This window comes from Shewanella sp. MF05913 (assembly GCF_059758095.1).
The window spans coordinates 262,826-288,483 of sequence record NZ_JCAYNT010000002.1 but is presented as its reverse complement, the minus strand read 5'-3'; the positions used below and the strand labels follow the sequence as shown (position 1 = coordinate 288,483).

The window sequence follows — 25,658 nt, the reverse complement described above, 5'->3', positions numbered from 1 at the left end:
TCTCTCGGTTATTTCTGATCAGCTAATACGCGGCCGGCTTCATGGAAGGTATCAATTGTTTTTTCGCAAGGATCGGTATCGATAGCACTAGTAACCCAAATGACAACACTGCTAACAATAAAGCCAGGGATCATTTCGTACATCACGCTCGATAACACTTTGCCGTCGGCAAGTACGGGTGCATATATCCAAAATAGTACTGTAGCAGCACCTGAAATAATGCCGGCAACGGCCGCTTTGTGGGTTAAGTTATGCTTGTAAAGGCTAAATAAGATTAATGGACCAAAGGCCGCACCAAATCCTGCCCAGGCATTACTGACTAGAGATAAAATACTGTTTGAACGGTCAAGTGCTAACAAGCTTGCTACTACAGCTACGCCTGCTACACCGTAACGGCCCATTTTCACCATTTCTTGTTCTGTCGATTCTTTCTTAGACACCACACGATAAATATCTTCAGTCAATGAGCTTGATGACACCAATAGTTGTGATGAAATGGTACTCATAATCGCCGCTAAAATGGCTGCCAATAAGAATCCACTGATCATTGGATGGAAAAGCAATTCAGAAAACACAATAAAGATGGTTTCAGGGTCGCTTAACTTCATGTCGAACTTATTTGCATACGCGATACCAACAAGGCCGGTAGCCAGTGCACCAATAATGGTGACGGTCATCCAACTCATGCCAATTCGACGCGCAATTTTGATGTCTGATACTGAACGAATCGCCATAAAGCGAACAATAATGTGCGGTTGACCAAAGTAACCTAAGCCCCAAGATAAGCTAGAAATTAAGCCTAATAGGGTGACGTTTTGCATACCGTCAGAAAAGTGTGGAATAGACTCATAAGCAAAGTTCATCATTTTGTCTGCGCTGGAAAACTCTTGATAAGCCACTACAGGTACCAAGACTAAAGCCACAAACATGATACAACCTTGAACAAAATCCGTTAGGCTCACCGCTAAAAAGCCACCTAATAAGGTGTATGACACAACGACACCTAAAGTAACTACAAGTCCTAATTCGTAACTTAAATCAAAGGCTGAAACAAACAATTTACCGCCAGCAACTAAACCCGCTGAGGTATAAAGGGTAAAGAAAATAACGATAATAACAGCCGCGATGATACGCACATTGCTGTTAGGTGCGTGGAAACGCTTAGCAAAAAACTCAGGGATAGTGAGTGCGTTATTTGCAACCTCGGTATATACCCTCAGCTTAGGCGCTACGACAAGGTAGTTAACCAAAGCACCAATTAATAAGCCCAGTGCAATGTAGATGGTTTCGAAACCGACCAAAAACATTGCTCCAGGTAAACCCATTAGCATCCAACCACTCATGTCAGATGCGCCAGCAGATAAAGCAGTAACCTGCGGGCTAACCTTGCGGCCGCCAAGAATGTATCCAGATACGTCACTGGTAGACTGCTTATAGGCAAACAAACCAATGCCAAGCATGACCAGAAAATAGATAGCTAACGAAACGTAGGTTAAGTAATGCATGAACTACTGGCCCCCTAACGCTTTGTTATTTTGAATCCCATTAGGTTTCAACATGACAAAGAGATAGGTACTTAAGATAGCAAATAAGCACAGTAATTGTGTGGCGTCTTTCAGCTTGAGTACTGATTTATTCCAAACTTGTTTGATGAGATTTTCTTCCGTCTGAATGTCTGCTGACATTGTGCCCTCCTGAGCGTGTAAATCGTGTCGATCAATCATGTGATACTAACGAATAGGGATAAAAAGCAATAAAAAAACCACTCAATTAGTTAGTGGTCTAATTATATTAACACGATTCAGTGCTAAATTTCCAATCTAATACTCGGTGTTTAACTCTATACGAGGCTATTTCAACTTATTTTCCGAGGTATTGAGTCGAAGGTAAGCACAAGAAAAAATAAACCTATAGGGTTATATTGGCCATTCGCAGAGTGCAGTGATAAGGCTATTCTCATGATATAAAATTGTATGAAGTTAGGTTACCACTGAGTTGTGGCGGTATGACTTAATCGTAAAGTGGATCGGTTTATGATTTTCTCTATTGCCATAAATGAGGTTTATCGGTGATTTAATTGGGGTTTTGATATCAAGAAAATACTCTAAATATGAGTGCTAAATTAAATATTCATTGATCAAACTGTTACAGTTCAAATAATTTTAATAATAACTAAATAAAATTGTCATCTTACTTTAGCGTCACAGGCTCTATGTGGGTTACAACAATATAAATAGATAAAACCGTGGGTAAATATTGTGTTCACTCACATTTTTGATATTGGCGATTGCATTTAACTAGACGGTCAGTCTAATATGGCGGTATGAATACAAATACCCTAAAACCTCGCAGAGGCAGACCGCCAAAAGTCTCTAGAGAAAATCCAGATACTCGCGCTGCATTAATCCGCAGTGGCCTCGAGCAATTAACTGAGCATGGATTTGCTGCGTCGGGGATTGAACCTATTCTCAAAAAAGTTGGCGTGCCGAAGGGCTCTTTTTACCACTATTTTGCCAGTAAAGAGGTGTTTGGTCAGGTTGTGTTGCAACATTATACTGACTATTTTTTGGCTAAATTAAAAACGCATTTGTTGGATGAGTCGAATGATCCTTTGGCTCGGATCCGCCATTTTGTTGCAGATGCCAAAGCCGGTATGACCCGTTATCAATTTAAACGTGGTTGCCTAGTGGGTAATTTAGGCCAGGAGATTGGCATGTTACCTGAAAGCTTTAGACCACAATTAATTGCTACATTTACCAGTTGGCAAAATTGTTTAGCAAAATGCCTTGAAGACGCTGTAGCGCTGGGGCAAATCGCTGCTGATGCTGACTGCCAATTATTAGCAGAGAACTTTTGGGTCGGTTGGGAAGGCGCTGTGAGTCGCGCTAAGTTAGTTGAAGATGGTGCGCCACTGGATAATTTCAGCGACCTCTTTATGGCGGCATTACCAAAGTAGTTAGTTTGTTACTGAAGTAAACCTGCGTTTAACTTTTGGGAAACTCGTGCCGGTATATGCCGTTGAAGTGAAATAAAAATTTTTTAACCATTAATAGACGATCAGTCTAAATTAGGAGCGAAACATGTTTACTGCAATGTTAATTGAAAAAGATAACCAAGGTTACCGCACCACTGTTAAAAATGTTGATGAGTCTGTTTTACCTGAAGGTGATGTGACCGTTAAGGTGCTCTATAGCACGCTTAATTACAAAGACGCCCTAGCGATTACGGGTAAAGCGCCCGTTGTTCGCAGCTTTCCTATGGTGCCAGGTATTGATTTAGTCGGCGTTGTTGAACAGTGTGACAGTGATAAGTTTAACGTCGGCGACACGGTATTATTAAACGGTTTTGGCGTAGGTGAAGTTCATTGTGGCGGGTTAGCGACAAAAGCGCGTTTAAAAAGCGATTGGCTTATTGCATTACCAAACGGATTTACACCGCGCCAGGCTATGGCGATTGGTACCGCGGGATATACCGCGATGCTATGCGTTATCGCGCTTGAGAAAAATGGTGTCACACCAGATAAAGGCGAGATTTTAGTGACAGGTGCTAATGGCGGCGTAGGCAGTTTCGCTATCGCTATTTTAGCCAAATTAGGCTACACCGTCGTCGCATCTACTGGCCGAGTAGATGAAAGTGATTATCTTAAAAAACTCGGCGCCAGTGAGATTATCGACAGAGCGACACTGTCTGAACCCGGTCGGCCATTAGCTAAAGAACGCTGGGCTGGCGCCGTTGATTCTGTTGGCAGTCACACGTTAGCTAACGTATGTGCCAGTACTAAATATGGCGGTGCCGTTGCCGCGTGTGGGCTCGCCCAAGGTATGGATTTACCTGCGAGTGTGGCTCCGTTTATTTTACGTGGCATTACCCTTGCTGGTGTAGATAGTGTTATGCGACCGATTGCCGATAGAGTAGAAGCCTGGCAACGTTTGGCTGATATTATTGATCCTGCGGTATTTGACGACATCGTACAGGAAGTCAGTTTGACCGAAGCATTAAATGTGGCGAGCGAATTAATGGACGGTAAAGTACGCGGCCGTGTAGTGGTTGATGTTAATCGTTAATCCTATGCGGTATTAGTTGTACTATTAGCAATTAAAGGTGAAATGTAACGGGTTTTAAATTGTTCGCTCGGCATAGGCTTGGCGAATAAAAAACCTTGCAGATAATCGCATGACAGCTGTTGGAGTAATTGGTGCTGTCCTGTGGTTTCAACGCCTTCTGCTACCACTTTCACCTTTAAGTGACGGGCCATGGTAATAATGGCTCTTACTAACGCAATGCTACTTTCATTGGTTTCCATGTGTTGTATAAAGGATCGATCGATTTTTAAAATATCGATATCTAAGCGTTGTAAGTAAGCTAAAGATGAGTAACCTACACCAAAGTCATCAATGGCAATGTCGATGCCATGATCACTTAATCGATGCAGTTGTTGTTGGATGGGGGATTCAGGATCCATCAAGGTGTTTTCGGTGACTTCGATAATCATAGTGTCTCTTGGTAAACCACTTTTATTGCAAGCTACAATCCAATCGTCTACCCATAGTCCTGCGCGATCAAATTGCAGTGGTGAGCAGTTAACGCTCACTTGCATGATTTTTCCGGTTAATCTAAACCAGTGAGCAGCATCTTTAATAGCTTGGTCTCTCACCCAGTTTCCAATCTGTTCAATTAAGCCATTTTGTTCAGCAATAGGAATAAATTCATTGGGGCCAAGCAAGCCTTGTTGTGGGTGTTGCCAACGAATAAGTGCTTCTGCTTTTGTGACATTAATGCCATCTAGATCAAAAATCGGTTGGTAATACAATGTAAATTGATCTTCTTTAAGCGCGATGCGGATCTCTTCCAAAATCCGGCGTTTCTCAATCGCTTGCTCTTCTATGGCATAGGAGAAAAACTCGTAACGATTACGTCCTTTGCTTTTTGATAAGTACATCGCCTGGTCAGCATGTTTGACTAAGTCTTCAACACTGCGGCCATCGGCTGGATAAAAGGTTAACCCGATGCTACCGGTAACATGTGCTTGTGAGCCATTGATGTTAATGCATTGCATCAGGCTGTTTTTGACTTTTTGTGCGATTGCAGTGGCTCGTTCAACATCGTTGATGCCTTCAATGATCAAAGTAAACTCATCGCCGCCAAGCCTTGCCACAGTATCATTAGCGCGTACGCAATGTTGTAAGCGTTTGGCAACTTGATGCAGCAGTAGGTCGCCATAATCATGGCCTAATGTGTCATTAACCTCTTTAAACCCATCTAAATCGATAAAGATTAATGCAAATTGCATGTTATTAACTTCAATTAACGACTGCAGCTTTTTATAGAAGTAACGACGGTTAGGTAGGTTGGTTAATCCGTCCTTGTAAGCAAATTCATGTAATTGACCATTGGCATTTTCAAGCTCTTTGGTGCGCAGTTTTACCTGGCTTTCGAGTAACGCCTCACGTTGTTCTATGGTGTCTAACATGCTATTAAAACATGTCGTAAGCTGGCCTATTTCATCTTTAGATTGTTCTTTTGCGCGTAAGGTATAATCATTTGATGTAGTTATTTTTTCCGAAATTTCAGAAAGATAAAGAATGGGGCTTAAAAATATTCGTCGTAAAGCTAATGATAAAAATAAACTCACAGCAAAAGATGAAAGCAATAACAACAGTAAAAATTTGCCATAAAATTGTATTCTGTCGTTGATATAGCTGTCATCGGCAATAATAAATAATTCACCGTAGCTTTGGCTATCCAATGTGAGAGCAGTGGCAACCTTAGTGAGGTTATCGGTTTCCTTCAAGCTTGTAAGATCAACATTTTTTGCTGTCGATTCCGCTAAGACTTGCCCGTCGATATTGGTGACAATAACAGAAAGAATGTCAGAGCGTGATAATACCGGTTTGATGAGCTCTTTTATGGTGTCTTGGTCGTCAAACAATAAGGCCGCGGTGATGTTGGGCGACAACATATTCGATACACTTTGTAAGCTTTCAATTTGCTCACGCTTTGCTGAGTTGAGTTCATAAGCACTAAATACCAGGGCAACCGAAACCGTTGCTACAATCGCAACACTCATTAAAATGAACAGTAATTTTTTGCTAATCGTGTTGAGACTCAAAATCGACTTCATCAGGTTATAGCTCCACAACTCGGCCTAGGCGCAGCACTTTTGAACTCATGGTGATGTTAGCGGATGTGAGCCTTTTGGGGGAGACTTCAAAGCGAACTTTACCGCCGGATAAAAAGAAACGGATCTGCCCCCCTTGAGCGATAAAATCCTCTGTTTCTCCGACGATCATGACGTTATTTATTTGACCTAAAGGGGTGTTAAGCCATTGGGTTATGGTGTTTGAGGTAATAAATAATATTTGGCACTGACTGATATCGGCATCTGTCATTGATATTGTTCGTGTCACAATAGGTAAGTGATTGACTTCTCTGTTGGTTAACACGGTACTCGCAATCTCTATAAAGCTGTTATCTGGGCTACAAAGTACAAAATCATTGAGTATTGGCGCGGTATCCGTCCATTCACTGTAACGTGCAAAATTAAATAGAAATCCTGCTTTGAGGGCATATTCGGTTTCAATCGCACTCACGCTTTGGCTGGTAGTCAGCAAAAGCGGTAGCGTTAAACCAAATAAAACTCGTTTCATCATGGACATTTCGTGAGTTAAAACTTCGCGGTTAATTTAAATGTAACACTTTCATCAATGTAATTGGGCAATGTGTAAGTTTCCCCAGTATTACTGTACTCGATGTGTGAACCTGCAAATAAATTTTTGCCCATAATGGCAGCCGACCAGTTTTGATGAAATGCCCATTGCCATGTTAAGTCCAATGCAGTGTAGTTTTCAGTGTTGTAGGCATCGCTATTTTCAACCCGTAAAGAGGCAAACAAGTTATGGTTCTCAAATAATTGTACATCGGTTTTGGCAAATAATTGTCGGCTTGTTGAGTTATAGCCAATGGCAGCAAAAGTGTTTTCTGCAAGGTCATAATTAAACGTGTTATAGCTATAGCCCAGTTCAGCATTAAAAATGTCAGAGGGTTGCCACGTCAAAATAATATCGCCGCCATTGGTTGTCACCTGAGCATTGGATACGACATTAAAATTAATAGAAGTATCAGTTAAGCTTTGCAAAGCTAACTCGACTTGGCCTGCTTGCAATAACCCAAATATGGGTAGAAATTGCTCGGCATTACCATCGACGGTAAGGGCAATGACATCTTTGGCTATGGTCCGATAAGCCGATAAATCTAACGCCCAAGAACCTTGTGATAGTCGATAACCTACCTCATAAGATACCGATTGCTCGGACTTTACATTGTTATTACCGTTAAGGTAGGTCCTGATATAGTATTTATCGATAGCGTCAATTCCGGTGGTGATGGGAGACACTTCTTCAACTCGTTGACCATCGATTGTAAAGTCGTCATTGAACTCAATTAATGACGGCACGCGGACGCTTTTTGATATTGATGTCCATAACACATGATTTTTTTGCGGTTTCCAAACGAGTCTGGCTAAGGGTTGATTTTCCCAACCTGTTAAATCATTGTGCTCAACTTTTGTCCCTACAATGATGTCTAGCTCGTCAGCGATTAAGCTGTACTGGCCTTGAATTAATGCGCCATATTGTTGCAAGGTATTGTAGCCGCCATCACTGCGTACAAAACTGCTTTCAGCAAAAGTGATATCGTTGTAACGATAGTTAAGGCCCCAATCTAATTTTAAATCGTGGTATAAAAAGTTCATTTGGTAATCAATATCAAAAGATTCAAAATGTTCTTGGAGGTATGTTTGACTGCCTGTTTGTTTTAACCAGGAGGTTTGTAACATTTGATTGGCATCAGGCGAAATACGGTTTTCCACTCGCGCCATAATGCGAGAGTCGGTGCGGTCTAAACTGCCGGTAAAAGAGATATTGCGATTGGTTTCATCAATGACACCACGGAAATTTTGCCCTAATGTTGACTGGGTAATATCGCCTTGTATTAACCCCGACCACTCATCATTGGGGGTAAAATCAAATCGAGCACCCGCGGATTGTTGTTCAGTATAATCAGCCGGCTCTAAGTCTATTCCTTTGCCCGATTCATCGCCGTCTTTAACATGCCCGTAAACGCGGAAGCTACCTTTGTTGCCCATATCGCCACCATAACGTAAATTAGCGTCATGATTGATTTGACTGCCACTGCTTACATCGACATGTACACCGCGCGTATCAATACTGTTTTTAGTGATAATGTTAATCACACCATTATTGGCATTGCTTCCCCACAATAGACCACCTTGACCACGTATCACTTCTATTCGCTCAATATCGTATAAGGGAACATTCAGGGTTTCCCAATACACGGCAGCAAATTTTGGAGTATAAAAACTCTGACCATCAATCATCACCAATAATTTGGCTGAAAAGCGTGAGGCCACGCCGCGTGATGTAACTGCCCACTGATTGTTGTCTAGCTGCCTAACGGCAAGACCAGGAACCATCTTAAGCGCTTCGGGGATGGACGTTGCACCTGAGTGAGTAATTTGCTCTTTGGTTAACACATAAATAGAAGATGCCGTATCGAATGCAGATTGAGCTCTTTTCATTGCCGACGTAACTTGTACATCCATCGACATGAGCGAGTCTAGATCTAAGTCAAGATCACTAAATGGTTCTTCTGCGATGACGTAAGGAGAAACCAGCAAAGTGCCAAGCAATAATCTTTTTACAATCTTCAATGTCATACCCTTTATATGCAAAAGCCTGATTGAATAGCACTTACAGGAGCTGTAAATGTTAATCAATACTGTACCGCTTTTTGACTCAGCCGAGTGTTCTGGTTACAGAAATAAACGACCCATTTTATTGTTATATTCAGTTAATCATGCGGTGTTTCTGTACACATTGTATCAGCTAACGTTATAAAACTAGAGAGTTAGCTTGATTATAATCTTACCTTTAATCTACTTTTCAATGACTTTTTATCTACATTGTGAATTTACGCTTTGTTAATGGCTATGTATTGCCATTTTGACGGACTAGAAGTTAGCGTTAACTAAATTAATGAAATTGTATGTAAATGTTTTAACAAGTAGACATGTGTATGAATGATTGCTTAAATATCTTATACCCAAATAACCTGAAGATGCTCGATTTCAGCAAGAATTTACACGCGTTTAGGCAAGGCATTGATTGCGGGTAATGGTGTTCCCTTTCCAAAATCAATAACGCAGCATAAACGCGTGTACAACTTGCCCCTTGGGAGTTTCACCGTGTTATCACTACGTTGTTGCGTTAATTTATAAGGTACCTACATTACCGCATTAACGCGCCTAGTATTGAAAACACGGTGAAGCTCTGAAACACGTATCTTCAAGTTGTTTGGGTATATATGTCTTTGTTGTATTTATGTTGATATTTGAGTTGCGGTAACTGGGGTTATTCGCACAAATGTTGATATAAATTGAGGCATAAAGGATGAATACCTCGCCCATATTAAGGGTAACAACAAGGATAATAATAATGGATTTCAACAAACTCCTGCTCGCTATGGGTGTTGCATCGACGGTTTTTATTGTCGGTTGCGGCGATGACACCGATTTTAGTAAAACCACTCAACCCACACCAGAACCCGAAGTGACACCGCTTTTACAAGCTTTTGCACCTAACGGTGCACTTAAAGCACAGATCCGCCGCACCCAATATGGTGTGCCACATATTACTGCCGACAATTTAGAAAGCTTAGGTTTTGGTAGCGGTTACGCTCAAGCGCAAGATAACTTATGTGTGATAGCCGATGGCTTTATTAAAGCCAACTCTGAGCGTTCAATGTATTTTGGCCCACACGCATCAATCGACTTTGCGACTGGCTTACCTACCAGTGAAGATAATGGCAACTTAATTTCTGATTTTGCCTACAAAGCATTAAAAATTAGGCAGCTTGCCGAAAATCAATATAGCCAATTTAGTTATAATTCGCGCGCGTTAATGGAAGGGTTTAGCGCCGGTTACAACCAATTTTTAGCTGACGTTGAAGCTGGCGAGCAAACCGCAGAACCTTTTTGTGCCGGTCAACCTTGGGTAAAACCCATCACTGGGATTGATGTCGCCAATTATCTGTTTTCGGTCGCGTTGCTTCCTGGCGCGGCTAACTTTTTAGATTTAATTTTTTATGCCAATCCTGGAGATGGTGAAGAATACTTACCGCGTATTGTTGGTCCTGCTGGCTCATCAGTACAAACCGCCTTTGTTAGCGACATGAACCGCAAACTCATTGCTCGAGCAGCCAATATCACCACGCCAGATACTAATCCACGTGACTTAGGTTCAAATGGTTGGGGCTTAGGCAAAGATAAAACCGAGAATGGTAAAGGTATGGTGTTGGGCAATCCGCATTTTCCGCATACCGGTAACTTACGGTTTTGGCAGTCTCATTTAACCATACCTGGACAAATTGATGTGATGGGAGGCTCGCTGGTGGGCATGCCTGGTTTGGTGAATATTGGTTTTAATAAAGATGTTGCCTGGACACATACTTTTTCAACGGCAGAGCACTTTGTTATGTATAACCTCGAGCTGATGGCGGGCGACAGACTGCAATATATGTTCGATGGTGAAGCCATGCCAATCACTAAAGAAACCGTTTCGGTATTAGTCAATGCCGGTGCTGCGGGGATGTTAGTGGCCGAGAAAGACATTTACACCACAGCCAAAGGCCCAATGGTTGAAGCTCCACCAGCGTTAGCGCCCTTTGGTTGGGATGACGGCCAGGCCTTCATGATCCAGGATGCCAACATGGCAAACATAGACCCACTTGATCATTGGTTAGCCATGAACCGCGCCAGCAACCTTGATGAGTTTCAACAGGCCTTTAAAAATTACGATGGGGTGATTTTTAATAACACCATGTATGCCGACAAAGAAGGTAATGCCTTTTATATCGATGATTCAACGGTACCGGGTTTTTCTGATTTCGTTATCGGCATCCTTAAAACAACCCCAGAGATTATTGCGGCTAAAGCACAAGCTGGATTTACTATCTTGCCGGGTAACACCTCAACGTTCAGTTTTAGCGAGCCTATGCCATATGAGCGTGCACCAAAGCTTGAGCGAACTGACTTTGTGCAAAACTCCAATAACTCATTTTGGTCAACTAACTTAGCCGAACCATTAGAAAATTACTCGCCAATGTATGGCCCAGAGCGTGGCCAGTTATCACTGCGTACTCGTATGGGACTTACCCTAATGGACGATGCCGCGGGTGATGACGGTAAGTTTTCAATCGCCGAGTTAGAAAGTGCTTTATTGTCTAATCGTGCTTATTTAGCCGAGTTAGTGTTAGCTGATTTACTCACTCAATGTGCAGAACAAGGTGATACTCCCGTTGTTGTTAGCCCAACCTTATCAAAAGATGTTAGTGCTTCTTGCGCCGCGCTAACAGCGTGGAATGGTAAACAAGACAATGACAGTGTTGGTGGGGCGTTAATTCGCGAGTTTGCGCATCAGTTTGATCAAAGCAGTATGTTGACTCAAGAGTTTGACTATACCAACGCAGCAACTACACCAAACACACTTGCCAGCGATGGTAGCGCGCTAGTGGCATTGGCTCACGCAGCACTAAACTTAGAAGCTGCAGGATTTGGCGTTGATGCCAGTTTAGGTGATGTGCAGTTTGTCGAAAAATCATTACCAGATGGCACAGCCTCCGGAATTAAATTACCTTGGCCTGGTAGTCATAATGCAGAAGGTGGCTTTAATGTGTTTTCGACCAGTTTATCTGGCGATGATTCATTAATTCCACAGCACAGTTATGCTGCCGTTATGGATGTGTTATCTGGTAAGGCTGCTGCGTCGGGTTTAACCGAGCAAGGTTATCAAATTCGCTATGGTTCAAGCTGGATGATGACGGTGAGTTTTACTGATGATGGTCCGGTGGCAAAAGGGTTATTATCGTACTCACAATCAAGTAATGCCCTCAGCCCAAGCTTTAACGACCAAAGTGCGCTTTACTCGACTCAAAAGCAATTGCGCCCGCTGCTATTTACCGAGGCCGATATACAGGCATCGCTTGAATCGACCACAGAACTGAGTTTTCAGCGAAATAACTAGTGGTAAGACCTATTAAAAAAGACTCATACTAAATGGGTCTTTTTTTTAATTTTAACTTTCTAAGTCTGTGATTAAGATACATAAAAACATCATAATAGTTAGGTTTCATCGGGCTTTCACCTTGGCAACCCCTACTTTGGTATAAGATACTGTTGCTTGACCTGTACACACAACTGAAACAAAATCGGCATTGACTATATTCTTATAATTAATGGGATGATAAAACCATGTTGATTTTCCTCATTTGTATTGCGTTGCTGTTGCTCGCATACAAGCTTTATAGCCCGTTTGTTGAAAAACAAGCCGGTATTGATCCTACGGTACAAACCCCGCAAACACGCTTTAATGATGGTGTGGATTACGTGCCTGTTCATCCTGCAAAAGCGTTTTTAATTCAGTTTTTAAACGTCGCGGGTGTGGGTCCTATTTTCGGCCCTATCTTGGGTGCTTTATATGGCCCAATTGCATTAGTTTGGATTGTTCTGGGGAACATTTTAGGTGGTGCGGTACACGATTACTTTTCTGGAGTAATGAGTATCAAGGAAGACGGTAAGAGCTTACCTGAAATTGCTGGACATTATTTTAACATTTACTTTAAAGCGGCGATGTTGATATTCACCGCGATGTTACTGTTCTTTGTCGGTGTGGTGTTCATTATGAGCCCTGCCGGTTTGTTAAGTAACTTAGACTATTTTAAAGACACTATTTTCGCTAGTAACACCTTTTGGGTGTTAGTGATTTTAGCTTACTACTTCTTCGCAACATTATTGCCGATAGACAAGATTATCACTAAGTTATACCCATTCTTTGGCGCATTAATGATTGTGATGACAACATCGATTGCCGTGGCATTATTAATTAATGCACCGCAGTTACCTGAGTTTGGCGATATCTTTGCTTACTTTGACCACAGCCATTACAACAATGACTTACTTGAGCCTAATCCAGACGGTTTGCCAGTATGGCCATTACTCTTTGTTACCATTACCTGTGGTGCAATTAGTGGTTTCCACTCTACGCAAGCTCCGATTATGGCGCGCTGTTTAACCAATGAAAAGTATGTTCGTCCAGTATATTACGGTGCAATGGTTGCTGAAGGTATTGTGGCTTGTGTATGGGCAACTGCCGGTATTGCTGCGTTCCCAGGTGGCTATGTTGAGCTTAAGGAAATTCTTGCGCTAGGTGGCCCCGGTATGGTGGTTAATCAAGTGGCAACGACATACTTAGGCGTCGCTGGCGGTATTATGGCAATTATTGCGGTAGCGGTATTCCCAATTACATCAGGTGATACAGCATTTAGATCGCTTCGTCTTACCATTATTGATGCGTTTAAGATCCCACAAAGCATGACTAACCGTCTATTGGTTGCCGTGCCTGTATTGATTATTGCGTACTTCATGACAAAAATTGACTTCACGCTTATCTGGCGTTATTTCGCGTTCTCAAACATGTTGTTGTCTACCAGCGTATTATGGTTAGCGACTAAGTACCTGTTTGACCGTGGTGCCTTCCATTGGATTGTGAGTCTTCCAGCGATTATTGGTACATGTGTTACGGTATCGTATATTTTAACGGCCGGTATTGGTTTAGGTTTACCACAAGAATTTAGCCAACCTTCGGGTATTGTGGTTGGTGTGATAGCGCTTATTGCACTGATCATTGCACACAACAAACGTAAAGTGACATCTGCTGCATAATGCGTTAACGGTGTGATTGAATGAGAGGGCTGCAATGTGCAGCCCTCTTTTTTTGCTTTTAAATAAGGTTGTTCAGCAAGCGGTTTTGATACTAATGCCCGATACGGTCGAGCTTTTGAATCAGTTCTATTTTGATGTTGTCAGGCGTTTGGCTATGCCAATAACCACTGACATAGGCAAACAGTGGCAACATAAACATAATGGTTAACAGCACGATTAATAATCCTCTGGCCGAAAGCGTTATGCCATTGCGAGTACTAAAGTGTAGCGCTTCTTTTTTAGGGCAAGCTGACACACAACGCATACAAGCCTGGCATTCATCGGAGCGAATATTCTTTTGAGTATGAACCGATATATTGGCAGGACATGCACGAGTACACTTATCGCAGCTCATGCCTTTTGATTCAATTAAGCAATGTTGGCTGTCGCGTCTAATTTTAAACGGACTTAAAAAACTCACAATACCCAGTAATGCACCATAAGGGCAGATGTAGCGGCAGAACCCTTGGCGGCGCCAGACGGCTAACGCAAAAATAATTCCAAATCCGATTAACGCCACCATCGACGGCATCATGAAAAACGCTGCCATTTTAAGATCGGCAACTTTGTGATAATTACCAGAAAGATAATGTGGAATACTGGCCGATGGCATTGAGATAACGAGGTAAAGCAGTGCGGCTAATAACAGATATTTAAGCATTCTTAATGGCCAATCTAACCATGCTGGTGGTAATAGCTCTGCCTTAATAACGCGTTTTCTGAGTTTATAAAGATACTCTCCTGCTAATCCTAATGGGCATGCCCAACCGCAAAATGCGCGCTTACACAGCACACCAGTTAGCAATACTACACATAACATCACTACCGCAGCAGGATGGTTTTGGTCCCACAATCCTAAGGTTAAAATGGCTTTAAGCTCAATGCCGCCAGCAATCGGTAAAAAAGCGTCGCCGACATCAGGGCGCATTAACCAAGGTATTTCGCCGGCATACATTAAGCCCGCATTAATGGCGTATTGCACCCCAACTAATAACATCGCAAGTGCAAAGAAATGTTGACTGAACTCTCTAATGGTATTGGGTCTACCTTGAGCATTGGCAAATGCCGGTAGGTATTGGCCTGCGGCTGTTACCACTAATACTGAGACTAATAAGATTAAGAGTAAAGGCCAAAAAAAGCTTGCTAGAGTCGCGCCAATTAATAGTCCACCGCTAACAAGTGCGCCCCATTTTTTGCCGCTCCAATAAAGTAGGCTGGTGCTGTAAACCAGCGCCAGCATTAAGGTGATCGATTCTATTGTGCTCATACTTAACTGCCTGTGGAGTATAAAAGTCTAGGTTTATGATAAATCCTGTAACTTGGCAGTGATGTGAGCTAGATCTACAAGCCTGTTTAGTTTTGTAATTATATGATCTATATTGATTTGTTTTATTTTTGTAAGCCTTGTAGCTCAGATGTTTAATAATACCAATTCCATTAATTATCTGGTCATTCAGCGGGAGTTCTGGGTCTTCTAGGCAAGTAATAGAATTGTAGGCATAGTTGTTCTCGGCAACTGCTCCTGCGTTGCTCTACCTCCTGCATCCATGCAGTCGTACGTCAAAATGCTATTAAGCAGCATGGAAGACACAGAAACCCGCCTTACAGGAGACACTCAGACCGTTCATTTCTTTGTTGCATTGCCTTAAAAGGGAATAACCATTATTTCAACAATGCGCCTCAAACTGAACAATCTGAGAGGCTCTGATTGGTCACATAATTAATAGAATTGGTATAAGAGTAAATCAACTTGATTTAGCACTTAAATCTGTTGGTAAATTTTCGTGTGAAAGGAATGCCTCAGCAGCTTTTATTCTGCATACCCGCTATTTGAAAGGGAACAACCATGACTACATAGTGACGCCTTAATTAAAAAAAGTTGGACGCATTCTAAGTAGTCATTTATTCATGCGGATTGGTATAGCGTGGGTTTAGCGTTGCCATTTATCAATATCGTCTTGCCAGACATTGGCCGTAAAGTCGATAAAGGCGCGCACCACATTTTGTTGATAACTGCGCGACAAATACACTGCCCATAAGGTTTTTCCCGGCGTCGTAGTGTGGGGTAACACATCAATTAACTCACCTTGTTCAAGGTAGGTGTTGGCTAAATCGGTTGGCAAACACACAATGCCATTTCCGCGCAATGCCGCTTTAATCAATACGCCCATTTCATTGGCTTGCAAGTGACCTTTTACCTCAAGTACGTGCGAGCGAGTCTCGTCAATCACTTCCCAGTGTTGTTGGCTCGAATGGCGTAAACAATTGTGTTGTAACAAGTCATGAGGTGCCAAAATGGCGGCATGTTGTGTTAAGTAGTCGGGTGAGGCGCATATTACGTTGTCGATGTGCATTAATCGCCTGGCGATTAAACTCTCATCTGGCTGGTGGGTATAACGTAATGCAATATCGACTCTGTCGCTAACCAATTGCGAAATATTATCAGACAGTAATAGCTGAATATTCACTTTTGGGTGTTGCAGGCAAAACGCTTCAACCACATCAAAGAGTTTATGTTGCCCGAGTCCGATTGGAGAGGCAATACGAATGCTGCCAACCAATTCATTATTGTGGCTGTTGGCGCGGCTTTCCATGGAGGCCACTTCACTTAAAATACGTTGGCAATAGTTGAGCGCTTCCTCGCCTTGTAAGGTTAAACTCACGCGGCGAGTGGTGCGGTGCAATAAGCGTAGCGCCAGCCACTGCTCAACGTCTTTAATGTGCCGAGACACCTGCAAGCGGCTTAACCCGAGTTGCTCGGCAGCTTGGGTAAAACTGCCGCAACTGGCGACTTCAACGAAGCTGCGTATGGCTGATATCTTGTCCATGACTCTCCTGACGGTTGGTTTACGTAAGCTTATAAGTTGTCGAGGTTTGCTAACAGCACTTCGGCTTTATTGATAATGGCTTGCTGAGTCGCAGAGTCCATCTTTTGCCAGTTTTTATACACCATCGTCATGCGTGGATTACGGCCAAATTGTTGTTGATGACGCTGAATAAAGTGCCAATATAAGCTATTGAAAGGGCACGCGTTAGCTTCTGTTTTGAGTTTGACATTGTAATGACAGCTTTTGCAATAGTCGCCCATTTTATTCAGGTAGTTACCACTTGCCGCATAGGGTTTGGTGGCAACAATACCGCCGTCGGCAAATTGAGTCATGCCGCGGGTGTTGGGCATTTCTACCCATTCAATGGCATCAATGTAAATACCTAGATACCATTGGTCGACCTCATCTGGATTAATGCCTGCTAATAAGCTAAAACAGCCCGTCACCATTAACCGTTGAATATGATGGGCATAGGCATAATCGAGTGACTGCTTAATCGCGTGGTGCATGCAGTTCATCTTAGTGTTAGCAGTCCAAAAATATTCAGGCAATGGCCTGTGTGCTTGCAAGGCATTTTTAGTTGCGTAGTCTGGCATATTAATCCAATAAATCCCGCGGACATATTCTCGCCAGCCTAAGATTTGCCGCACAAAGCCTTCTACTTGTGTTAGTGATATCTCTGTTTGATTGGCTTGCCAATGGCTAATGACTTTATTGATTACCTCGCCTGGCGAAAGGATTTTAGCGTTAATGGCAAACGATAAGCGCGAATGGTATAGGCTCCAATCTGCCTGGCTGTTTTCGGTCATGGCATCTTGAAAACGGCCAAAGCGGATCAATAAATGCTGGCAAAAATAATCAAGTAACTGCCGAGATTGACGGCGATTAACTGGCCACAATAGTTGATTTTCAGCTTTGCCTATCGTGGCGACGTTATGCAGCTCGAGCCGGCTGATAATGTCGCTCACATCATTGGCAAATAACAAAGGCGACGGAATATCTTGAAGGTCGGCTTTTTTTAAATTTTCACGATTTTGTTGGTCAAAATTCCACTGGCCGCCTAAGGGCTCATCGTCTTGCATCAGCACATTAAAGCGCTTGCGCATGCGGCGGTAAAAGAACTCCATTTTAACGTGCTTATTGGCGGTAAATTCACGTTTAATATCGTCAAAGGGCAACAAGAAATGTTCGCTGTCATGGCAGGTACTTTTAATGCCTGACAATGATAATTCGCTGAGTTGCGTGGCTAAGCGGTATTCATCAGGTTGTTGATATTCAATGGTATTGAGCTGATGCTGCGTGCAGAGATGCTCAAGCAGTGTTGGCAGTTCGGTAAATGGTTGGGTTTCATCTAGCGTTAAGTGCATCACCTGATGGCCGCAGTGGGCTAAAGCGTCGGCAAACTGCGCCATGGCAGCAAAAAATGCACACACTTTTTGCACATGATGCTTAACGTAAGCGGTTTCTTGCTTGAGCTCGGCAATCACATACACCACAGTCGGATCGACGTGTTTAAACCAGCTGTGGGAGGCATTGAGTTGGTCGCCTAAAATGAGCCGCAATGTGTGAGTTTGTGGCGACAGTGAGGCCGAAATAGTGTTGTAAACGGTTGTCATTTTATTCCCTTGAATCAGCTTTGTGGCGGCGGCAACGTTCGGAGCAATATTTAACATGTTCCCAGTCTTTAGCCCATTTTTTACGCCATGCAAACGGGCGCAGGCACACTAGACAGGTTTTATGCTCAAGATGTGGTTTTTTATGTGCCATGCTGCTGCCTTGTGCGTTTATGCTTTGGACGCACGTGGCGAGTTAACACCGCAGCAATGTGTTGTTGTACTTGCGGTTTGTCGCGATAAGACCATAAACGATCGCGAGCGGCTTGTGAGGCTAAGGTGATGTCTATCATCGGCTCTGGGTAATCTCGACCTAACATCACGTCATTAAAAATTGCTTCCATTGGCGGCTGTAACCAGGGCTGGTGGATATATTCATTGGGTAAATTGTTAAGCTCTGGACACCACTGACGAATAAAATCGCCACGGGGATCTTGGTCTTGAGACTGCTTTATCGGGTTATACAACCTAATAGTATTAATGCCGGTAACCGAGGCTTGCATTTGCAGCTGTGGATAATGAATACCCGGCTCGAAATCGAGAAAGTAATTGGCTAATGGTAGGCTGGCTAGCTGCCAGTGAATGTTTAAATGGTGGGTCACAAAGCTCACGAGCATGGCGCGCATTCTAAAATTAATGTAACCAGTTTGACGTAAACAGCGCATGCAGGCATCGATAATCGGAATGCCTGTCTGACCTTCTGCCCAGCGCTGAATATCTCGCTCGACATCGTCATCATCACGATAAGGGAAATCCTCGTAACCTGGATTGACAGGGGTAAATTCCATGCTGCATTGGCTTTCGAACTTTTGCATAAAATGACAGTGCCAATGCAATCTAGACATCATTGCTAGTAGAGGTTTTTTCCAGGCTCTATTGCTGGTTTGTACCTCTTGATAACGAGTCATTGTCGCCTGATACACCTGCCTTAAACTAATGTTACCCCATGCTAAATAAGGTGATAAGCGCGAGCAGTGGGTTCGACTCAGGCTTGGGCTTGAAATACTGCGTTGATAATCTTTACCGCGATGAGTTAAAAAACTGCTCAGTATCGCTCTGGCTTGTTTAGGGCCGCCGGGTTGAAAGTTATCGTTTGGCTCGGTTATTTCGGCTTTGAGCTCAATGACCTGACTATCTGTAAATGGCTGAAATTGGCACTGCTGCCAATTAGGTACTGCAATAGGGCTGGCCATCACTTGTTGCCAATGCTGATCCCACGCCAGGCGATGTCGACGCCCACGAATAACCGCGCCTGTCGGAGATTGTTGCCATTGAATGGCGTGCTGCTGGCACCAATTGGCAACGGCTTTGTCGCGCTCAAAAGTGTTGTTTAGGCCGATTTCCTGGTGGCTAAATAGCGTGTTAATAGTAAAGGTTTCAGCCAGCTTTTCGAGTAAAGGCAACATCGGCATAGCGAATACATGCACCTGGCCATCATAGCGGCTAAGTTGTTGATTGATATCCTGCAGCGACTGCCACACAAAGCGCCAATGGCGATCATTATAATGGGAGTCTTCCAGCATTAATGGCTCAAAGTTGTATATCAGCAAACAAGGTAAATGATGATTAAAGGCATCAACTAACGGCTGGTGATCAGACAAGCGCAAGTCGCGTTTAAACCAGACAATATTAATTGATTGCTTGTTGCTGTTGAGCATGAACCTAAAGCCTCGTGATCGATAACTAACCCTTACTCAGATTAAATACGATACTGTTAGCAGTTTAGATTGCTTTATTTGTTATTTTTACACCCAGATTGGTATCGTAAAGTGAAACAATTAAGTGTATTAATGACTGTTTATCTCGAATTATGTCATCTATAAACTGGCTCCATTGTTAATGACCAGAGTGAGACAGAAAATGAAACTAGCAGTATTAGGCGCAAGCGGTTGGATTGGTGGAACTATCATGCAACAGGCGATTAGCCGCGGTCATGAGGTTATTGCCGTGGTGCGAGACGCCAGTAAAGTGGCTCAAGATGTGCCTGTTCGTACCCTTGATATTACCCAAATGTCAGCACAAGATGTTGCTACCGCGTTTGCAGATGTTGATGTGGTTATCGCCTCTATCGGTGGCCGCGCCGCACAAAATCATCAAATTGTTGCACAAACCGCACAGCAGTTATTGCAACATTTACCGCAAGCTAGCTCACCACGTTTGTTGTGGGTTGGTGGTGCAGGTAGCCTAGAAGTTGCCCCTGGCGTGACGTTGGTATCAACCCCTGAGTTTCCAGATGAATACAAAGCTGAAGCGATTGCGCAAGGTGAAGCACTCGCTGTATTTCGCAGTACAGACTCTGCTGTTAAGTGGACTTACGTTAGCCCTGCAGCGATTATTTTTCCGGGTGAGTCTGAAGCGCCATACCGTCTAGGCGGCGATGAGTTCTTTACCGATGCACAAGGTCAAAGCCGTGTATCAGTAGTCGATTATGCCAAAGCCATGGTTGATGAAGCCGAAAATGCTAAGCATATTAACCAACGTATTAGTGTTGCTTACTAGGGCTAGTGAGATTGACGTGATTTAACAGAACAGGCTCAAGTAGCCTGTTTTTTTTGTTTTGTAAAATCGCTTATATGACCTTCTCTATACGGCGCTTTAGCTATTGTATTTTCCTATACAGTGAGCGAGTGCTAATACCCGCTAGCGCTGCGGCTTTGTCTTTATCGCCATCGACACTGTCAATGAGTCGCTTGAGGTAGTTAAGCTCATTGTTTTTTAAATCTGTTGTTGTTCCTGAATCCCCACTAATTTTACGATCGATCTCAAGACTGGTTTTAATCACATGACGATCAATTACAGGCGTGTTTGATAAAACTAATGCGCGAGACAAAATATTACGTAGCTCTCTAATGTTGCCCATAAAATCGTGTTTTTTGAGCAAGTTGATGGCGCAATCTGTCACGCTATATTGACCGCTTTGATCAATTCGCTGAAGAAGGGTTCTTGTTAACAGGGCAATATCTTGTTTGCGTTCATTTAAAGAGGGGATATGAATCGGAAACACATTGATTCGGTAGTATAAGTCTCGCCTAAATTCGCCCCGTTCTACCATGGCTAAAATATCTTGGTGTGTTGCGCAAATCAGTCTGAAATCTGAACGCCTGGTTTCTTTTCCACCAACGGGACGATATGTGCCGGTTTCAATCAGCCGTAATAATTTGATTTGTAATTCATAAGGCACGTCGCCAATTTCATCTAAAAACAATGTCCCGCCGTGGGCCACTTCAACCAGACCTTGTTTATTGTACAGCGCGCCAGTAAACGCGCCTTTTATATGGCCAAATAACTCACTTTCAAACAAGGTTTCGGTCAAGCCAGAGCATTCTAGGATCACCATTGGATGATCTTTTCGTTTACTCGCAAGATGCACCGCAGCCGCCGCGATTTCTTTACCGGTACCGGTTTCGCCCACTAGCAGTACCGATGCCTCAGTAGCTGCCACGCGGGTAATATTTTCGACTAATTGATTAAACGCAGGACTGGCGCCAACCATCTCATTATTGCCAATTTTGGGGTTAGCCTGGGTGACTGATTTTAACAACTCAACAAAGAATTTTATCTCTTTGTTTTCGTCTAATATCGGCAACATTTCAATGTCGATATGTTCTTTGCCGCGTGGAGAGTGATGAATGTGTAATACACGCTCTTTTTGACCAGAAACACACACGGCAGAAAAAGGGCAGGCCTCTCCAGCTTGATCGCAAGGCACATTATTATTATGTGACACCTTGTAGCAATAAGCTGGTTTGCTGGTGTCTATTGCGCCATAGCTTTCCTGATAGCGCTGATTAGTCGCCAAGATTTGATATGTAGACGTGACCAAAATAGCAGGGCAATCATAAGCATTTAGCATCATGGCAAAATCATGATTGATATCGTTAAGGTTCATCTGCATAACGGACTCCACTTTTGCCAACATAATTGTCATTTATGACAATTATGTTAACAAAAACAAAAACGATATATATCAATCAAACACATAAACTTGATATTTATCAGTGTTTATCGATATTTCTTTGTGCCTATATCATTGTGGCGCGGTCATTGCTGTATATAAATTATCCAATTAATTTTGGGGTTAAGTGATAGAAAACTAACAATAATATTTTTCATTTAATAATGACAATAAGGAAATTTTATTATGAAATTTAAAAAGTTACTCTATTGTATGGCCGCCGCCTACCTTTCAAGCGCAACGTGTTCGATTGCTTTAGCAAGTGAGGTTACAGCTATATCTCCGCATGATGATGGTGGGGTACTCACCGAAGATTTAGCGTCTAAAGGTAAAATTGTCAGGTTGCCCAATGGCGATTTAGTCAGTACCTATGCCTATGGTAATAGTCAAAACCAGACTGTTTATGACGTAAAAGCGCAAAAAGAGTATCCTGCACAGGATATCTTTGTACGCGTTTCTAAAGATGACGGTGTGACCTGGAGTTTGCCCGTTAACATTTCAGATACGGCGCGCAAAATATCAAAACAAAGTCATTGGGTAACCGATGGTAATGGTGGTGTGTCTCTCGCTGACTTTTACGGTGATTCAGGCAAACCGAGTATCTTTGCCGCGAGCGGTTATGTCGCTGTGACATGGGATAGTAAATACTGCCCTGCAATAGGAACGGATAATGCTAGCCTCAATGATGACATGCCAGATTATAATTATCATCAAGGGGCATCGACCTACATTGATCGGGAGGGGAGACAGTTACCCTTTAGTTGTACTTATATTGCTTATACTAAAAACCCCAGTGCAGTCGATGCAAATAATGCGCCTACAGGCGGCACCTGGAAGCGCGAGCAATTAAGCTTTGGTGAACGAGATGCCAAGCAAAATACACCGCATGCAACCACTTACAGTGACGGTACTAAAGTGGCGTGGAACGTTTCCTGGCAAGAAGACCCTGAAGGCTTAAAAACTGGAGATGCCGATGGACCAGGCGATGGCGCCAGTGGTGCAAATGTCAATAAAGGCACCGATATTTGGTACACCTATATTGAGGACATGAAAGCGCCCGCGCTTGCTGATATTTCCTTTGCTGCCAATGTGTCTCGCGTCACCAATAACTTCAAAACATTCAAAAAACGTGAAGGTGATGATGTCGTTACCGAATTAACCGGCTACCTTGATCCGGTTTGTGCGACGAAACCTGAGTGTGCTGACAACCAACCCTTATTAGTCGAAACCGGTAAAGAAGGTGCATCACGGGCAAATTTAGGTTTGGTGCAAGTGCCTGGACAAAAGCCTGTCACTATTATTGCCTATGAAGAAACCAAGGGCGGCGGTGAAGGTGTCGATTTTGGTAAGGTTGTGCGTTATCACCGCTTTACGTTCGACAAGCCACCTGCAAGCTTTATTAATGTCGCTTTTAGCTCAGGTTTGCAAAAAGGTGGCAGTTCAACGGGTAATTCTAAAAACCAGAATCAACCAGGCGCTAAAGGCAACTTTACCGATGATGGCACCGTTTACAACGCTGAAGATACACAAGTAGCCTATTCAGATACTGAAGGCGTGATCAGTGATGTTTATCAGTCCCCCGATTGGCAAGACCCTGCACGTATTGGTTGTGTGCTTAGTAATCCTGGAGAAAATGCGCGACGCGTGCGCTTTTTCTATAATCAAGTTGCAGGCATGGATGAAGCCATTAATCAAAGCGGTACCAAGATGATGGTTTTCTGGAAAGAAGGGGCGTATGACCAGGGTGGTCCTTCTGACATCATGGGCCGCATTGGCATAGTGGGAGAAGGTGCAACCAACACAGGCTTAACACCGCTTGATTTTACCCCTGCTGTCGATACCCGTTTTACAACATTTACTCGTTATGTACTGACCTCAACAGGAACTGTTGTTTATCCTGATGGCGTTGGTGGTTATGTGGATGGTATTGGGAATGGGGTTGACGTTGCCGACGGTGATGCGGTTTTAGATGTCACCTATCAGGAGGCTGGTGGTTGTCACTACTATCTAACCGATGAAGACAGAGACCACATCCCACCTGTCACGCTATCAGATCGTATTAACAACTCTGGCGCAATCAACCTAAGTACTAATGCATATGCAGAAGTCACCACTGATGATACAACCAAGACCATTGAAGCTTTAACGATTACAAGTGAGAACAATAACCTTGAAGATGCCCGAGCACATCGTGGCGCGATCAACGGTGATATCATCCTATTTGGTTACAGCTATACATCAGACTGGGCATTGGCCAAGTACACCACCGAAGATAACTATAACTTCTTCACTCGTCGAAGTTATGACGGTGGCCATACCTGGACGGGTACCCAAAACTTGACTAACTATCTACCTGAACTAGAAGTAGACATTAAAGAGCCACGTATTGTTGGGGCGCCTAATAGTACCTCTGCTTGTGACCCTGTTAATGCACCTGATGGTGAAAATTGCCAAGATCCTAATACCTTTATTTTAGCCTGGGGCTCTATCAAAAATACCTTAGCGCATATTGGTACGGGTACTGAGCTTGATGTGTTTGTCACCAAAACCAGAGATGGCGGCCGCACTTACGAGCCACTTAAATTGTTATCTGCCAATATTACCGTGCCATTAGATCCGGAAGGCGAACCAGACTTTGAATCACAACTTAGAATGAAGCCAAATGGTGACAATTTATATGCGGTATGGATGGAAACCTCAACAGATGCTGCTGGTTATCAAGATACCGTGGTGAGATACCGCGCAGAAGCAGACCTTGAAGATGCTGGCGCTCCTATGACGTTACTTGATGATGGCACCTACATTTACAACTATACCCAGCCTATTACGGTAGACCAGGGAAGTGTAACCGGCCTTGTTGTGTCTAAAACCACTGCAACGGGGAATGAGTATACTTATCCTATGCCGCAATTTAGCTACAACGTTACAGGCCTTGTTGCGGGGAGTACGATTGCCGTAACCATTAATTTTGGCAGTGCATTACCAACAGAGTTTGTGTTGCTCAAAGTTAAGGCTGATGGCAGTACGGTTAAGGTTGATGAAGCTGATTGGCAGCTTATTGGCGATAACTTGATACAAGTGAGTATCACTGATGGCGGAGCTCTTGATGAAGATGGTGTTGCAAATGGCATCATCATTGACCCCGTCACAGTGGGGGTCATTACACCGACTACCACTCCTAGCTCAAGCAGTAGCAGTGGCGGTAGCCTAGGGTTACTTGAATTGCTATTAGGTGTCTTTGGACTTGGGCTATTGACCCGTAGAAGTAAAAACTAACGAATCATTAGTTTGAGTTAATCGTGTTAGCGAAAGCCTCCTTCAGCAAAGGGGGCTTTTTTTGGCGCAGAGTCTCGCCCGATATGTGTTGGGTTATCTTGCACTCAAATGTTCTATATTGAAAATAGTTATCAATGGCCTACATACAAGTA

General features: G+C 43.2%; 17 protein-coding genes. 6 read left to right on the top strand and 11 right to left on the bottom strand.

The annotated features are described in order from the left end of the window. Positions 1 to 8: 8 nt before the first annotated feature. Positions 9 to 1,505, bottom strand: coding sequence for a sodium/proline symporter PutP (putP, locus tag AC19MV_RS04650; RefSeq protein ID WP_498305999.1), 1,497 nt, complete (start codon positions 1,503 to 1,505; stop codon positions 9 to 11). Positions 1,506 to 1,508: 3 nt separating this feature from the next. Next, positions 1,509 to 1,685, bottom strand: a complete 177-nt coding sequence (locus AC19MV_RS04645; RefSeq protein ID WP_498305997.1) for a hypothetical protein — start codon at positions 1,683 to 1,685, stop codon at positions 1,509 to 1,511. Between the two features lie 638 nt (positions 1,686 to 2,323). Here AC19MV_RS04645 and acuR point away from each other — a divergent pair. After that, a complete protein-coding gene (acuR, locus tag AC19MV_RS04640; protein WP_498305996.1) occupies positions 2,324 to 2,956 on the top strand; it encodes an acrylate utilization transcriptional regulator AcuR in 633 nt (210 codons plus the stop codon). 124 nt (positions 2,957 to 3,080) lie between these two features. After that, positions 3,081 to 4,064 carry an acrylyl-CoA reductase (NADPH) gene (gene acuI / locus AC19MV_RS04635; RefSeq protein ID WP_498305994.1) on the top strand — a complete coding sequence of 328 codons (984 nt, stop codon included), beginning with the start codon at positions 3,081 to 3,083 and terminating at the stop codon, positions 4,062 to 4,064. 2 nt (positions 4,065 to 4,066) lie between these two features. Here the strand turns inward: acuI and AC19MV_RS04630 are convergent, their stop codons facing one another. From AC19MV_RS04630 to AC19MV_RS04620, 3 genes are read right to left on the bottom strand one after another with little or no spacing between them, the layout of a single operon-like run. After that, a complete protein-coding gene (locus AC19MV_RS04630; RefSeq protein WP_498305992.1) occupies positions 4,067 to 6,121 on the bottom strand; it encodes a bifunctional diguanylate cyclase/phosphodiesterase in 2,055 nt (684 codons plus the stop codon). 4 nt (positions 6,122 to 6,125) lie between these two features. Next, the gene (locus tag AC19MV_RS04625; protein ID WP_498306265.1) at positions 6,126 to 6,647 is read right to left on the bottom strand and encodes a YfiR family protein; all 522 of its coding nucleotides are present in this window, start codon (positions 6,645 to 6,647) and stop codon (positions 6,126 to 6,128) included. Between the two features lie 17 nt (positions 6,648 to 6,664). Beyond that, positions 6,665 to 8,728 (bottom strand): TonB-dependent receptor plug domain-containing protein, encoded by a 2,064-nt coding sequence (locus tag AC19MV_RS04620; RefSeq protein WP_498305990.1) that lies wholly within the window; start codon positions 8,726 to 8,728, stop codon positions 6,665 to 6,667. A 784-nt stretch (positions 8,729 to 9,512) separates the two neighbouring features. Between AC19MV_RS04620 and AC19MV_RS04615 the strand changes: the two genes are divergently transcribed. Both AC19MV_RS04615 and AC19MV_RS04610 read left to right on the top strand, forming a co-directional pair. Continuing rightward, entirely contained in the window at positions 9,513 to 12,098 is a 2,586-nt protein-coding gene (locus AC19MV_RS04615) for an acylase (protein WP_498305988.1), read from the top strand. A 227-nt stretch (positions 12,099 to 12,325) separates the two neighbouring features. Further along, positions 12,326 to 13,795, top strand: a complete 1,470-nt coding sequence (locus AC19MV_RS04610) for a carbon starvation CstA family protein (RefSeq protein ID WP_498305986.1) — start codon at positions 12,326 to 12,328, stop codon at positions 13,793 to 13,795. 91 nt (positions 13,796 to 13,886) lie between these two features. Here the strand turns inward: AC19MV_RS04610 and AC19MV_RS04605 are convergent, their stop codons facing one another. From AC19MV_RS04605 to AC19MV_RS04585, 5 genes are all read right to left on the bottom strand, one after another. Further along, positions 13,887 to 15,101: a 4Fe-4S binding protein gene (locus AC19MV_RS04605; RefSeq protein ID WP_498305984.1), complete on the bottom strand. Its 1,215-nt coding sequence runs from the start codon at positions 15,099 to 15,101 to the stop codon at positions 13,887 to 13,889. 664 nt (positions 15,102 to 15,765) lie between these two features. Beyond that, complete coding sequence (locus AC19MV_RS04600; RefSeq protein ID WP_498305982.1) at positions 15,766 to 16,662, bottom strand: LysR family transcriptional regulator; 897 nt, start codon at positions 16,660 to 16,662, stop codon at positions 15,766 to 15,768. A 29-nt stretch (positions 16,663 to 16,691) separates the two neighbouring features. Further along, on the bottom strand, positions 16,692 to 18,278 hold the full coding sequence (locus AC19MV_RS04595; RefSeq protein ID WP_498305980.1) for a cryptochrome/photolyase family protein: 1,587 nt from the start codon (positions 18,276 to 18,278) through the stop codon (positions 16,692 to 16,694). Position 18,279: 1 nt separating this feature from the next. Then, positions 18,280 to 18,429: a DUF2256 domain-containing protein gene (locus AC19MV_RS04590; RefSeq protein ID WP_498305978.1), complete on the bottom strand. Its 150-nt coding sequence runs from the start codon at positions 18,427 to 18,429 to the stop codon at positions 18,280 to 18,282. After that, on the bottom strand, positions 18,419 to 19,933 hold the full coding sequence (locus tag AC19MV_RS04585; RefSeq protein ID WP_498305976.1) for a cryptochrome/deoxyribodipyrimidine photo-lyase family protein: 1,515 nt from the start codon (positions 19,931 to 19,933) through the stop codon (positions 18,419 to 18,421). Before AC19MV_RS04585 ends, AC19MV_RS04590 begins: the two co-directional genes overlap by 11 nt. A gap of 202 nt (positions 19,934 to 20,135) precedes the next feature. Between AC19MV_RS04585 and AC19MV_RS04580 the strand changes: the two genes are divergently transcribed. Continuing rightward, positions 20,136 to 20,774: an NAD(P)-dependent oxidoreductase gene (locus tag AC19MV_RS04580; RefSeq protein ID WP_498305974.1), complete on the top strand. Its 639-nt coding sequence runs from the start codon at positions 20,136 to 20,138 to the stop codon at positions 20,772 to 20,774. Between the two features lie 100 nt (positions 20,775 to 20,874). On the opposite strand, the gene AC19MV_RS04575 is transcribed toward AC19MV_RS04580, so the two are convergent. Further along, positions 20,875 to 22,170: a sigma-54 interaction domain-containing protein gene (locus tag AC19MV_RS04575; RefSeq protein ID WP_498305972.1), complete on the bottom strand. Its 1,296-nt coding sequence runs from the start codon at positions 22,168 to 22,170 to the stop codon at positions 20,875 to 20,877. 246 nt (positions 22,171 to 22,416) lie between these two features. Between AC19MV_RS04575 and AC19MV_RS04570 the strand changes: the two genes are divergently transcribed. Continuing rightward, a complete protein-coding gene (locus AC19MV_RS04570; protein WP_498305970.1) occupies positions 22,417 to 25,506 on the top strand; it encodes a choice-of-anchor O protein in 3,090 nt (1,029 codons plus the stop codon). The last annotated feature ends 152 nt before the right edge of the window (positions 25,507 to 25,658 follow it).